We start from the raw sequence: 13,213 nt of genomic DNA, 5'->3' as shown, positions 1-13,213 counted from the left end.
ATATCACGTTATCCCAAGAATAAAACCCAGTACAGAATGATTGGCAGTTTACCGAGGTTTGGATTGATCCGATGTTAACGCCTCCCTATGTGTTACTGCTGTTAGCTGATGCAACGGGAAAGTGTCAAATCTATGACCCGGCTAAAGGTTATCAAGTCATTTTTACCAGCGAAAATTATGAAGCCGCTAAATTATGGCTATTAGAGGACGAATATGAACCCCTTGAAGGAAGATTATTGTCCGAGGATTTATTGACTTAAAGCAGGTGCTACTTCAATAGCTAGTCCGTCTCCAAGTGCTAGTGAGAAACTTTGACCATAATCAGTTTTCTTAGTAATCGCTAACGTTTAGCTTGTGTTAAAGTATGTATTAAGATAATTTAAGATAAATACTAACAATGGGTCAGGCTTGGAAAAAAGTACAGAAGCATAGACAGGCAAAACATAAGCTTTATAACTTGATGGCTAAAGCAGATCAAGTCATCGTTATTCACTACTCTTGTGAAAGTTTCTACGAGAGACCTGATGGCTCATCACCAAGAATTACTTCGATTGCCGTTCGGAATCTAGAATCCGGTCAGACGACCTCTTTTTCCATTCATCAAGTAGCGGAAATCGAAGGATATTCAGCAAGTGGTTTAGGGCAACATTATAATAAACTTGAAAAAATAATGTTAGATCATTTTTATGATTATGTACGCCGTCATAGTTCTTATATCTGGCTACACTGGAATATGAGAGATATAAACTATGGTTTTCCTGCAATCGCTCATCGCTACAAGGTTCTCGGTGGTCAACCTGAACTAATTAATGAAAGCAAATTAGTTGACTTATCCCGATTACTGAAAGATATCTATGATGATGCTTATATTCCACATCCTCGATTAAAAAGCCTAGCTGAAGAAAATTCAATGTTACGTCAAGACTTCATAGATGGAAAAGCCGAAGCTGATGCTTTTGACAATGAAGAATATGTAAAACTTCATCAATCGACTTTGAGAAAAGTAGATGTTATTGCTAAAATCGTTGAGCGTGTTGATGATGGCTCACTTAAAACTAAGTCTAACTGGAAAGACATTTATGGAAATTATTTAGCAGCATTTGTTGAATTGATCAAAGAGAACCCAGTTATAAGTGCGATGGTAGCAATAATCAGTTTTGTGAGTGCAGTCATTGGAATTATTAAGTAAATACCTTTCACTTGATCCAAAGACTGTCTGAGTTAATGTTGGAGAGGTTGCCGAAAGATTCCGGTCAGGTTGTTAGTGGGTTGTTATCGAGGTTAAGCTCCTGCAATTGGGAGAGTTGGCTGATAACTTCCGGTCGGGTTGTCAGTTGGTTGCGACCAAGGTCAAGCTTCTGCAATTGGGAGAGGTTGCTGATCACTTCCGGTAGGGTTGTCAGTTGGTTGCCACCGAGGTTAAGCGTCTGCAATTCGGAGAGGTTGCCGAAAGATTCCGGTAACTCTGTCAGTTGGTTGAAACGAAGGTCAAGCGTCTCTAACTGGGAGAGGTTGCCGAAAGATTCCGGTAACTCCGTCAGTTGGTTGATACCAAGGTCAAGCTTCTGCAATTGGGAGAGGTTGCCGATCACTTCCGGTAACTCTGTCAGTTGGTTGTTATCGAGGTAAAGCGTCTGCAATTGGGAGAGGTTGCCGAAAGCTTCCGGTAGGGTTGTCAGTTGGTTGTCACTGAGGAAAAGCTCCTGCAATTGGGAGAGGTTGCCGAAAGATTCCGGTAACTCCGTCAGTTCGTTGTTATCGAGCAAAAGCGTCTCTAATTGGGAGAGGTTGCCGAAAGATTCCGGTAACTCCGTCAGTTCGTTGCTACCAAAGCCAAGCTTCTGCAATTGGGAGAGGTTGCCGAAAGATTCCGGTAACTCCGTCAGTTGGTTGTTATCGAGCAAAAGCGCCTGCAATTGGGAGAGGTTGCCGAAAGATTCCGGTAACTCCGTCAGTTGGTTGTTATCGAGCAAAAGCGCCTGCAATTGGGAGAGGTTGCCGAAAGATTCCGGTAACTCCGTCAGTTCGTTGCCACCGAGGTTAAGCCTCTGCAATTGGGAGAGGTTGCCGAAAGATTCCGGTAACTCCGTCAGTTCGTTGCCATTGAGGTCAAGCGTCTGCAATTGGCAGAGGTTGCCGAAAGATTCCGGTAACTCCGTCAGTTCGTTGCCTTGGAGGTTAAGCGTCTGCAATTGGCAGAGGTTGCCGAAAGATTCCGGTAACTCCGTCAGTTCGTTGCCTTGGAGGTTAAGCGTCTGCAATTGGGAGAGGTTGCCGAAAGATTCCGGTAGGGTTGTCAGTTCGTTGCCTTGGAGGTTAAGCGTCTGCAATTGGGAGAGGTTGCCGAATGATTCCGGTAACTCCGTCAGTTGGTTGCTATAGAGCAAAAGCCCCTGCAATTGGGAGAGGTTGCCGAATGATTCCGGTAACTCCGTCAGTTCGTTGCTTTGGAGGTAAAGCTCCTGCAATTGGGAGAGGTTGCCGAATGATTCCGGTAGGGTTGTCAGTTGATTGTCATTGAGGTAAAGCGTCTGCAATTCGGAGAGGTTGCCGAAAGATTCCGGTAACTCCGTCAGTTCGTTGCCTTGGAGGTTAAGCCTCTGCAATTGGGAGAGGTTGCCGAAAGATTCCGGTAACTCCGTCAGTTCGTTGCCTTGGAGGTTAAGCGCCTGCAATTGGGAGAGGTTGCCGAAAGATTCTGGTAGGGTTGTCAGTTCTTTGCTTAGGAGGTTAAGCGCCTGCAATTGGGAGAGGTTGCCGAAAGATTCCGGTAGGGTTGTCAGTTCGTTGCTGTGGAGGCCAAGCGTCTGCAATTGGGAGAGGTTGCCGAAAGATTCCGGTAACTCCGTCAGTTCGTTGCTTAAGAGGTTAAGCGTTTGCAATTGGGAGAGGTTGCCGAAAGATTCCGGTAACTCCGTCAGTTCGGTGCTTTGGAGGTAAAGCTGCTGCAATTGGGAGAGGTTGCCGAAAGATTCCGGTAGGGTTGTTAGTGGGTTGCTTAGGAGGTAAAGCGTCTGCAATTGGGAGAGGTTGCCGAAAGATTCCGGTAACTCCGTCAGTTCGTTGTCACTGAGGAAAAGCGTCTGCAATTGGGAGAGGTTGCCGAAAGATTCCGGTAGGGTTGTCAGTTGGTTGTTATCGAGCAAAAGCGTCTGCAATTGGGAGAGGTTGCCGATCGCCTCGGGTAACTCAGTCAGTCCCAGATTGCTCAGGTCGAGTTGGGTTGCACCCTCTTGCCGTGCCTTTTTAATGCGTTGTTCTGCTTTGCGGTACGCTTTGTCTGTAGCCATTGTTCACATCTCCCCATTTCCAACTTTAGTAATAGCCGTCATAGCATCATCTGTCTTTAACTATATTACCTGCTTGACGAAATATGGCGATCGCTATCGGCCGGATTTCATGGAGAGCGAAGTCGCGATTTTTTCCAGTTCTTGATGCTTCTAACTTTTGGCGAATTGCAGCTTGAACTTTCTCGTCAAAATCCGGATCGTTGGGACTCGCAATAATTCTAAGCGGACGCTGATTAATTCTATCGAGCGTAGGCTTGAAAGGCGGCTTTATTTCCCTGATGTTTCAGATATTATTGCTTTAATTCGGCGTTAGACATTGCATCGTAATTAATTAGACTCATCAGCAAACTCCCCGTTAGGTAAATTTGACATCTTCTTCGGCTTCTGGCAGAATAATCAAATTTCTAAGCATCATTTTTTCTACTGCAAATCCGCTCTTTAGCTGCTTCCCATGAACGACCAGAGTCAGGATTTTGTAAATAAGCTACTTTTTGCCTTTGACCGAGTTCCTGGTATCTTCTTTGGTCACGATTGTCTACAACTATTCAAGCGTCTCTCATGGGGAGAGGTTGCCGAAAGATTCCGGTCAGGTTGTTAGTGGGTTGTTATCGAGCTTATGCCACCGCAATTGGGAGAGATTGCCTAATGATTCCGGTAGGGTTGTCAGTTGGTTGCTACGAAGGTCAAGCCACCGCAATTGGGAGAGATTGCCGATCACTTCCGGTAGGGTTGTCAGTTGGTTGCTACCAAGGTTAAGCCTGTGCAATTGGGAGAGATTGCCGAATGATTCCGGTAACTCCGTCAGTTGGTTCCTACCAAGGTCAACCCACCGCAATTGGGAGAGGTTGCCGAATGATTCCGGTAGGGTTGTCAGTTTGTTCCTACCAAGGTTAAGCCTCTGCAATTGGGAGAAGTTGCCGAAAGATTCCGGTAACTCCGTCAGTTGGTTGCTTTGGAGGTAAAGCTGCTGCAATTGGGAGAGGTTGCCGAAAGATTCCGGTAGGGTTGTCAGTTGGTTGCTACGAAGGTCAAGCTGCTGCAATTGGGAGAGGTTGCCGATCGCCTCGGGTAACTCCGTTAGTTGGTTGCGACGAAGGTCAAGCGTCTGCAATTGGGAGAGTTGACCGATCGCCTCGGGTAACTCAGTCAGTCCCAGATTGCTCAGGTCGAGTTCGGTTGCACCCTCTTGCCGTGCCTTTTCAATGCATTGTTCTGCTTCGCGGTATGCTTCGTCTATGGCTATTATTTCATCGAGCCAAAGGTTCTGCAATTGGGAGAGGCTGGCTAAAGATTCGGGTAACTCCGTCAGTTGGTTGCTATAGAGGTGAAGCGTCTGCAATTGGGAGAGGTTGCTGAAAGATTCCGGTAACTCCGTCAGTTGGTTGCCATTGAGGTAAAGCGTCTGCAATTGGCAGAGGTTGCCGATCACTTCCGGTAGGGTTGTCAGTTGGTTGCCATTGAGGTTAAGCCTCTGCAATTGGGAGAGGTTGCCGAAAGATTCCGGTAGGGTTGTCAGTTTGTTGCCATTGAGGTCAAGCCACTGCAATTGGGAGAGGTTGCCGATCACTTCCGGTAGGGTTTTCAGTTGGTTGAAAGTGAGGTCAAGCGTCTTTAATTGGCAGAGGTTGCCGAAAGATTTCGGTAGGGTTGTCAGTTGGTTGGCAGTGAGGTCAAGCGTCTGCAATTGGGAGAGGTTGCCGATCACTTCCGGTAGGGTTTTCAGTTGGTTGGCAGTGAGGTCAAGCGTCTTTAATTGGGAGAGGTTGCCGAAAGATTTCGGTAGGGTTGTCAGTTGGTTCCTATTAAGGTCAAGCGTCTTTAATTGGGAGAGGTTGCCGAAAGATTTCGGTAGGGTTGTCAGTTGGTTGAAACTGAGGTCAAGCGTCTGCAATTGGGAGAGGTTGCCGAAAGATTCCGGTAGGGTTTTCAGTTGGTTGCTATTAAGGTCAAGCGTCTTTAATTGGGAGAGGTTGCCGATCACTTGCGGTAGGGTTGTCAGTTCGTTTCTTTCGAGGTCAAGCGTCTTTAATTGGGAGAAGTTGCCGAATGATTTCGGTAGGGTTGTCAGTTCGTTGCTTTCGAGGTAAAGCGTCTCTAATTGGGAGAGGTTGCCGACAGATTCCGGTAGGGTTGTCAGTTGGTTGCTTTCGAGGTAAAGCGTCTCTAATTGGGAGAGGTTGCCGAAAGATTCCGGTAGGGTTGTCAGTTGGTTGCTACAAAGGTTAAGCGTCTTTAATTGGGAGAGGTTGCCGAAAGATTCCGGTAGGGTTATCAGTTCGTTTTCCATGAGGTCAAGCCACTGCAATTGGGAGAGGTTGCCGACAGATTCCGGTAGGGTTGTCAGTTGGTTGCTATTAAGGTAAAGCGTCTCTAATTGGGAGAGGTTGCCGACAGATTCCGGCAGGGTTGTCAGTTGGTTGGGCTTGCCCTTTTTCCCAAACTTATACCCAAGCTTAAGAGTTTTCAGGTTAACAAGTTGACCGATCGCCTCGGGTAACTCAGTCAGTCCCAGATTGCTCAGGTCGAGTTGGGTTGCACTCTCTTGCCGTGCCTTTTCTATGCGTTGTTCTGCTTTGCGGTATGCTTTGTCTGCTGCCATTGTTCGCATCTCCCCATTTCCAACGAGCGTTATAGCAGTTGTAGCATTATCTCTCTTTAACTATATTACCTGCTTGATGAAATATGGCGATCGCTATCGGCCGGATTTCATGGAGAGCGAAGTCCCGATTTTTTCCAGTTCTTGATGCTTCTAACTTTTGGCGAATTGCGGCTTGAACTTTCTCGTCAAAGTCCGGATCGTTGGGACTTGCAATAAATAATTCTGAGCGATCGCTGATTAATTCTATCGAGCGTAGGCTTGAAAGGCGGCTTGATTTCCCCGATGTTTCAGAAAATACTGCTTTAATTCGGCGTTAGACATTGCATCATAATTAATTTGACTCATCAGCAAACTCCCCGTTAGGTAAAATTTGTAAATTTTTAGAGTCAACGCTAGTTCTTGGATAAATTAACAATTTCTTGAGTAAACCAAGCGCCCGCACTGGTATTAGTTCCCTCGCCGAGTCGTTTTAACGTTTCTTCTAACACCGAAATCGGCAACCCGTTCAACGCCACAGATTCGGTACAAATGTTGTATTTTCCCTCTTGTAACTGAAAGGCAAATACTCGCTGTCCGCGTACATCTATCACCCAATATTCTGGAATTCCTAACGCTTCGTAGAGATGTTTTTGTTGGTCTAAATCGTCCGCTAACGTTGTATCTGATATTTCTCCGACCAAGTTCGGAACTCGCCACCGAGTTAAATTAATTGCGTCAGGTTCTCTCGGTTTCCACTGCGGATAATCTTCTCCAATATACAACACCAAATCCGGCGCACAGGCTTGAGTTTCCGGTTTTTCAATTAAACATCTTCCCAAAGAGGTAAACACCTGTTCGGGTCGTTGAATCGCCCAGAAACCAAACATCATTGTAAACAAATCACTAACAATTGAATGATTAATCCCTTCTCCACCCATATCAACCCAAAGTTTTCCTTGATTATACGCTAACTTCATCCGCTCTTTAATCGGAGCATCCCGCAGGGTGATATAATCTTCCCAGGTTGCTTTATGCCACTCGCGCAGGGGCGGAATTTTAATCGCATCAGAAGAAAAAGTTGCCGTCATTATTCACCTTTAATGTTTCTGCTATTCTCTAATTATAAAGAACTAATCTAAATCTTTGGTGGCTTCGTCAAAAATAAATTTTAAGGCACCAAATAATTTAGGCAATTCGTTAATGGTGAGACTTTCAATATTTAGGGTAAAATCTTTACCGATTAATCGTCCAAACTCCCACAATTTCCCATCGGTGACGATACCATAAACGGGTTTTTCGGGATTATTATTCAGAAACTCTACTGCAACCAATTCGGCCAAACATTGACCCCATCCCTGTTCAAAATCATTCTTTTTGGCTTCCACAACAATCACCAAGGGATATTCCAACATTGTTTTACCCAGTGCGGAATTTTTGGAAACAATATAATCTGGAGTTCCCTGTAATGTCTCGTCAAATGCGATCGGCTTTTGAATCCAAAATGAGGTTTTTTGATAGTAGTTTTTGTACATCTCTCTCAGGGTTGGAAAAATAATAATTTCGCATCGGGCGGCTTCCGAGGAAAAAATATCTAGGTTTCTTTGATTAAATTCAAAGGCTTCAATAAAGGCGGGGGAAGGTTCATAAGGTTCTATCCCTACAAAGTTACTTTCTTGATACCGAATCTGATATTCAGCTTGAACCTGGGAAATCGTTTTATAGTCACTAAATGCCATAACTTTACTCAACAGTAATTGTCTCTATAGTTTTGAAATTAACGCTTGACATTTGTGTTGAATTAGAGGGAGTTTAAAAACTTGACAAACTCTTGATTGAGTACCTTGTATCCTTCTGAGTTTAGATGCAATTCATCTTTTTGGTATTCTCGTTTTACAACTCCTTTTTCATCAACTAAAACCGATAACGCATCAAATATAATTACATTTTCATCCGCCAAACTGTTAATATAAGTATTCACGTCTTCAATCGCCAGACCCACTTCATCTGACCAAAAGGGTTGACGTTCAAGGGGGATGTCTCCAACGGGAAAAATAGGGGTTAAAATGACCACCGCACCCAAAGCTTTTGATTTTTCTACGATTTCTTGAATATTCCTTTTAGAATCGCTGATTGTTAATTCTTTTCTCCAGGGAAATAACGGAATCGTTTTTAAGTCGTTAACCCCAACTTGTAGCAAGACAACATCGGGTTTTAGGGGGGTAATATGTTGTTCAAAGCGTTGAATTGTTTGGATGGAAGTCTGAGAACCAATTCCCCGATTAATAAATTCAAATCCCTCAACCTCAGGTGATGGCCAACTGGCGGATCGGGAGTCCCCAAAAAAGATCAAACGCACTTTAGAATTGGTTTTCGCGGGTGGGTTGGAGTCGAGAGGATACTTTCCCCAACCCAAGGGATCTAAACGGGTTGCATTTAGTTCTAGATAATATTTTTTACCAACGTTAAATAAAAGGAAATTTAAAGTTATTGAACTTCCCAAGAGTATTAAAAGGAAAACATTCAACAGAAGGGAAAATTTTGGGGCTTTCATACCGTTTTATACCGAAATAATGGATTAAATATCAAGGGCTTAATGTGTATATTTTATAATTTTTTATCGACAACTGTCTACCCGGACTGAGAAGGGGGGAGTGCGGCTTGAATACATCTAAATCACTCGATGAGATTGAAAAATCAGTATTTTTACGGAGAAACTCCAGCTTGTTTAGATGAACCAACCGTATTTTCCGCTAGAGATGAAACAGAAAGTTATACCTCAAGAAGGTGAAAATCAGGATTTTTGCGATCAGCCATTATCCTCATCCCCTTCTCTATATTAAAGTTTTTTGAAGAAAATCATAATGATTTCAAGAAATTCAGTAAAATTAATTTAGGGGAAAAATTACAACTTGATCAGCGGGGGAAAGATTAGAATGAATTTTAATATTGGTGTAAGCCCAGAAAAAATATTAATTAAAATTGGCTTGTCTTCAAAAAAATATTTGAGGAAATGAGTTGAGAGTTTCCTCCTGAACTTTAAAACAAGACTCTCACTCATAGAAGAATGAATTGGATTATTTATCAGGTAGCTTCATGCAGGACTTGAGATGAACAGTATAGAAAAACATAGTCACAATCAAATTCAGAATTGGGTTGAATGTATGCCCGTACCCTTGGCCATTTTTAGGGCTAACGATCAAGGTTTAATTAGCTCAAATCCTCGGTTTACTCAAGTTCTAGGATTGCATTTAGAAACACAGAAAAACTATTTTATCTATCATCTTTTTTTCCGCCAAGAAGACTGTCAGATTTTATTAAATAATTTGAACCAAAGAGGATCGATCCATGACCTAGAAGTTCAACTGAAACACCAAAATGGAAAGAGTTTTTGGGCTTCCCTGTCAATGGAATCTTTCATCTACAATGACGAACCCGCAATTATCGTTAGCTTTGTTTATCTTCGCCGTTTTCCCAAAGGTTGTAATACAACAATCTCCCAACTTTGTCAATTGGAAAATCTCCAAGAAGGAATTGTTGTAATCAATGTTAACGGTCAAATTATCGACTGGAATTCCACCGCAGAACAACTGTTTGGATATTCTAAATATCAAGTGATTAGTCGGTTTATCACCGAATTTAACCTATCGATTTTTGCCCCTCTGATTTCTTTAATCTCTCAACAGACTTCCCAACCTTTTGAACCTTTAGGGGAAGTTAATCGCCAACAAATTTACGAAATGGATTTTATTCATAAAAATGGTACAAAAGGACGGTGTGAAACCACATTTATTCCCCTAGCAGATGAGTCCGATTGCCTGAGTGCTTATATTAGTATTAGTCGCCAAATCGACCCTCCTACATCTTTATCTGTTGTCGAAAATAACTTACTCGCTACCCTACAAGCACAGGCAAAACAACAAGCCGCAGTTGCTCATTTAGGACAACGCGCCTTAGCCGGATTGGACTTATCAACACTTCTGAATGAAGCGGTTTCTCTGATGGCTAAAACCCTAGATGTTGAATACTGCAAAGTATTAGAATTAATGCCGAATGGTCATGCTTTTTTTCTGCGTGCGGGGGTGGGTTGGCATCGAGGACTGGTGGGTTATGCCAGTGTCAGTGCGAGTCTGGAGTCGCAAGCGGGATACACCTTATCGACCCAACAACCCGTTATCGTGGAAGACTTGCGGGTAGAAACCCGGTTTTCTGGCCCTCCTCTGCTGCACAACCATCGCATTGTTAGCGGGGTGAGTGTTATTATTCCGGGAACGGTCGAAGAAACCCCCGATTTTCGAGAGAATTCATTAACAGAATTTGACTCCTTTCCGGCTGCAAATTATCAATGTGTATGGGGAATTTTAGCGGTTCATACTCGTCAATATCGTCAGTTTACTCAGGACGATGTTCACTTTTTAGAAGCGGTTGCGAACGTGTTAGCCAGCGCTATTGAACGTCATCGTTCTGAGGAATGGATGCAAGTTATGAAACGGGCGATTGATAGTAGTAATAATGGGATTGTGATTACCGATCCTACTCAACAAAATAATCCGATTATTTTTGCGAATTCCGGTTTTGAAAAAATTACGGGTTACAGTCCCCAAGAGGTTTTGGGCAAAAATTGCCGATTTTTACAGGGTGAAAATAGAGACAATTTAAGCTTTGAAACAATTAGACAAGCGATTCTTGAAGGTCAATCTTGTAATATGGTTGTTCAAAATTATCGCAAAGATGGAACGGCGTTTTGGAATGAATTGTCAATTTCTCCGGTTTATAATCCCAAAGGTTATCTGACTCACTTTATCGGAATTCAATCGGATATTACCGAGCGTAAATATTATGAACTTGCCCTTGCTAAAAAATCTCAAGATTTAACTAATTTTCTTTCTTCTTTGAAGGATTTGCATAAAATTTCGACGCGAATTTATAACAATATCCAAGAAATGTTTGCGGATTATCTGCGAGCCGGATGTAAAATTTTTGATTTGCCCATTGGTATAATTACTCGACTCAATATAAACGCCGAACACATGAAAGCGGCGGAATTTTATCAGGAAGAATTACAACCGAAAAATTCGTTTACAATTTTGGAAATCAACTTTAAAACGCTGATTCAGCACAGAAAAACGATGATTTTAAAAAACGATAATCAACCGGGAAAACCTGACAATACTAGAGAAAATAAAAAACCCAATATAGAATCATATATCGGCACACCCATCTGGGTCAATGGCGTGATTTATGGATCGCTTAATTTTTATTCTTTTCAGGAAAGAACCCAAGGTTTTCAGTCTTTAGAACGAGAGATTATTGAATTGATGGCTCAGAGTATTGGTCGTTTTATTGGTATTGATGAAACTCAAAAAAAACAAGCCGAAGCTGAGGCGGCTTTGCGAGAAAGTGAAGAACGTTATCGTCGTTTGGTTGAACTTTCCCCGGAGGCGATCGCGGTTCATCGTCGGGGTGAATTTGTGTATATTAATTGTGCGGGTGCTAAATTATTAGGTGGTGCTTCTTGCGAGGAAATTCTGGGTAAATCTATTTATGATTTTATTCATCCCGAATATTTAAATGCTTTGAGAAATAACATCGATAAAACCGAATTAAAACTGGTTTCTGTGCCTTTAGAAGAACAAAAATTAATTCGGATTGACGGTCAAATTATTGATGTAGAAGTCGCCGGAATTCCCGCTAACTATGAAGGGGAAATTGCCACCCAAGTGATTATCCGAGATATTACCGATCGCAAAAAAGCAGAAGCCCAATTAATCTATGAAGCCTCCCACGATGCGCTGACTCATTTACCCAACCGCAGCTTTTTTAACGAACAACTCCGAAAGGCTTTACAGCGTTCTAAACAACACCTAGATTATCAATTTGCGCTGCTATTTCTTGACCTAGATCGCTTTAAAGTGGTTAATGATAGTTTGGGTCATTTAATTGGCGATCAACTCTTAATTGAAATTGCTCGCCGACTGGAAGGTTGTGTCAGTTCCCATGATACCATTGCTCGGCTCGGAGGCGATGAATTTACGGTATTATTAAACAATATACAAGGCTGTCGGGATGCGCTATTAATGGCGGAAAAAATTCACGATACTCTTTCTCAACCCTTTCACGTACAAGGACATGATATTTTTACAACGGTCAGTATTGGAATTGTTCCCAGTCAAAAAACCTGTACTTTTGATCCAACGAATTCACCCAATTCTCAAAACTATCAATGTCTTTTGTACAACAATCCTGAAGACTTATTACGAGATGCAGATATTGCGATGTATCGGGCGAAAGAAAAAGGAAGGGCGAGGTATGAACTCTTTGACCTAACCATGCAACAACATACTATCGCCCTATTGCGCTTAGAAACGGACTTGCGACAAGCTATTTCTGGACCGGCTAAATATCCCCACCTAAACTCATTAAACGCCGAAGAAAAATTGGGGTTGGAAATTGCCAAATCTCGGATGATCAATTCGTCTATTTTACCTTTATTTTCCTCCCCAAATCCTTTGGTAGAACCCCGAGAATTTGTTGTCTATTATCAACCGATTGTTAAACTCCCAAGCGCTAAAGTCGTGGGTTTTGAAGCGTTGGTTCGCTGGATACATCCGACTCGCGGATTGGTTTCTCCGAGCGAATTTATTCCCCTCGCGGAAGAAACCGGATTGATTATTCCTTTAGGAAGTTGGATTTTAAAACAAGCTTGTCAGCAACTTACAATTTGGCAACAGTCTTACTCGAAAGCGGGACAAAAACAAGAGGTTCAGAACGGTTCTATTCCAAGCTTAACAATCAGTGTGAACCTGTCGAGTCAACAATTAGTACAGCCAAATTTACTCGAAACTATCGATCGCATCTTAGCCGAAACCGATTGCAATCCCCACTGTTTAAAACTGGAAATTACCGAAAGTATCATTATGAAAAACTTCCAAGCTTCCAGTATCGTTTTAGAGGAACTGCGAAAGCGAGGAATACAATTATCAATTGATGACTTTGGGACGGGCTATTCTTCTTTGAGTTATCTGCATCAATTCCCCCTCAACACCCTAAAAATTGACCAGTCTTTTGTCAGACGATTACAACCCAAAACTTCTGACCCTTCAGGAAAATCCAGCCAACAAGTTCAAATCATTCGGGCGATCGTCACTTTAGCACACAATCTCGATTTAGACGTGATCGCCGAAGGAATAGAAACCGTTGAACAAAAAGAACTGCTTGAGGAACTTGACTGTGAAATGGGTCAGGGATACCTATTTTCTAAACCGCTCAATCCCGAACAGGCGACCCAATTTCTGTTAAACTCATAGCTGATAGAATTGTGAATCACAACAACAACGCATGAGGGTGT

The 13,213-nt window shown here is 42.6% G+C and carries 9 protein-coding genes; 3 read left to right on the top strand and 6 right to left on the bottom strand.

Translation table 11 applies throughout. The annotated features are described in order from the left end of the window. Nucleotides 1-71: 71 nt before the first annotated feature. Both ACL6C3_RS00195 and ACL6C3_RS00190 read left to right on the top strand, forming a co-directional pair. Nucleotides 72-260 carry a hypothetical protein gene (locus ACL6C3_RS00195; protein WP_413164238.1) on the top strand — a complete coding sequence of 63 codons (189 nt, stop codon included), beginning with the start codon at nucleotides 72-74 and terminating at the stop codon, nucleotides 258-260. Nucleotides 261-397: 137 nt separating this feature from the next. Next, nucleotides 398-1,189: a hypothetical protein gene (locus tag ACL6C3_RS00190; RefSeq protein ID WP_413164236.1), complete on the top strand. Its 792-nt coding sequence runs from the start codon at nucleotides 398-400 to the stop codon at nucleotides 1,187-1,189. Between the two features lie 64 nt (nucleotides 1,190-1,253). Here the strand turns inward: ACL6C3_RS00190 and ACL6C3_RS00185 are convergent, their stop codons facing one another. From ACL6C3_RS00185 to ACL6C3_RS00160, 6 genes are all read right to left on the bottom strand, one after another. After that, nucleotides 1,254-3,290, bottom strand: a complete 2,037-nt coding sequence (locus ACL6C3_RS00185; RefSeq protein ID WP_413164235.1) for a leucine-rich repeat domain-containing protein — start codon at nucleotides 3,288-3,290, stop codon at nucleotides 1,254-1,256. A gap of 586 nt (nucleotides 3,291-3,876) precedes the next feature. Further along, entirely contained in the window at nucleotides 3,877-5,889 is a 2,013-nt protein-coding gene (locus ACL6C3_RS00180) for a leucine-rich repeat domain-containing protein (protein ID WP_413164233.1), read from the bottom strand. Between the two features lie 243 nt (nucleotides 5,890-6,132). Then, the gene (locus tag ACL6C3_RS00175) at nucleotides 6,133-6,234 is read right to left on the bottom strand and encodes a DUF6887 family protein (RefSeq protein WP_413164231.1); all 102 of its coding nucleotides are present in this window, start codon (nucleotides 6,232-6,234) and stop codon (nucleotides 6,133-6,135) included. Nucleotides 6,235-6,281: 47 nt separating this feature from the next. Beyond that, a complete protein-coding gene (locus ACL6C3_RS00170) occupies nucleotides 6,282-6,956 on the bottom strand; it encodes a Uma2 family endonuclease (RefSeq protein WP_413164230.1) in 675 nt (224 codons plus the stop codon). A gap of 42 nt (nucleotides 6,957-6,998) precedes the next feature. Further along, nucleotides 6,999-7,604, bottom strand: a complete 606-nt coding sequence (locus ACL6C3_RS00165) for a hypothetical protein (protein WP_413164228.1) — start codon at nucleotides 7,602-7,604, stop codon at nucleotides 6,999-7,001. Nucleotides 7,605-7,666: 62 nt separating this feature from the next. After that, the gene (locus ACL6C3_RS00160) at nucleotides 7,667-8,419 is read right to left on the bottom strand and encodes a GDSL-type esterase/lipase family protein (protein ID WP_413164226.1); all 753 of its coding nucleotides are present in this window, start codon (nucleotides 8,417-8,419) and stop codon (nucleotides 7,667-7,669) included. A gap of 556 nt (nucleotides 8,420-8,975) precedes the next feature. Between ACL6C3_RS00160 and ACL6C3_RS00155 the strand changes: the two genes are divergently transcribed. After that, entirely contained in the window at nucleotides 8,976-13,172 is a 4,197-nt protein-coding gene (locus ACL6C3_RS00155) for an EAL domain-containing protein (protein WP_413164225.1), read from the top strand. The last annotated feature ends 41 nt before the right edge of the window (nucleotides 13,173-13,213 follow it).

It is taken from the genome of Capilliphycus salinus ALCB114379 (assembly GCF_047276495.1).
Taxonomy (GTDB): domain Bacteria; phylum Cyanobacteriota; class Cyanobacteriia; order Cyanobacteriales; family Microcoleaceae; genus Capilliphycus; species Capilliphycus salinus.
This window is presented reverse-complemented; position numbering and strand designations above follow the sequence as displayed.

Coding starts and splice junctions, on each gene's coding strand:
- ACL6C3_RS00195 (WP_413164238.1), top strand. CDS start 72: ATGTTAACGCCTCCCTATGTGTTACTGCTGTTAGCTGATGCAACGGGA.
- ACL6C3_RS00190 (WP_413164236.1), top strand. CDS start 398: ATGGGTCAGGCTTGGAAAAAAGTACAGAAGCATAGACAGGCAAAACAT.
- ACL6C3_RS00185 (WP_413164235.1), bottom strand. CDS start 3,290: ATGGCTACAGACAAAGCGTACCGCAAAGCAGAACAACGCATTAAAAAG.
- ACL6C3_RS00180 (WP_413164233.1), bottom strand. CDS start 5,889: ATGGCAGCAGACAAAGCATACCGCAAAGCAGAACAACGCATAGAAAAG.
- ACL6C3_RS00175 (WP_413164231.1), bottom strand. CDS start 6,234: ATGAGTCAAATTAATTATGATGCAATGTCTAACGCCGAATTAAAGCAG.
- ACL6C3_RS00170 (WP_413164230.1), bottom strand. CDS start 6,956: ATGACGGCAACTTTTTCTTCTGATGCGATTAAAATTCCGCCCCTGCGC.
- ACL6C3_RS00165 (WP_413164228.1), bottom strand. CDS start 7,604: ATGGCATTTAGTGACTATAAAACGATTTCCCAGGTTCAAGCTGAATAT.
- ACL6C3_RS00160 (WP_413164226.1), bottom strand. CDS start 8,419: ATGAAAGCCCCAAAATTTTCCCTTCTGTTGAATGTTTTCCTTTTAATA.
- ACL6C3_RS00155 (WP_413164225.1), top strand. CDS start 8,976: ATGAACAGTATAGAAAAACATAGTCACAATCAAATTCAGAATTGGGTT.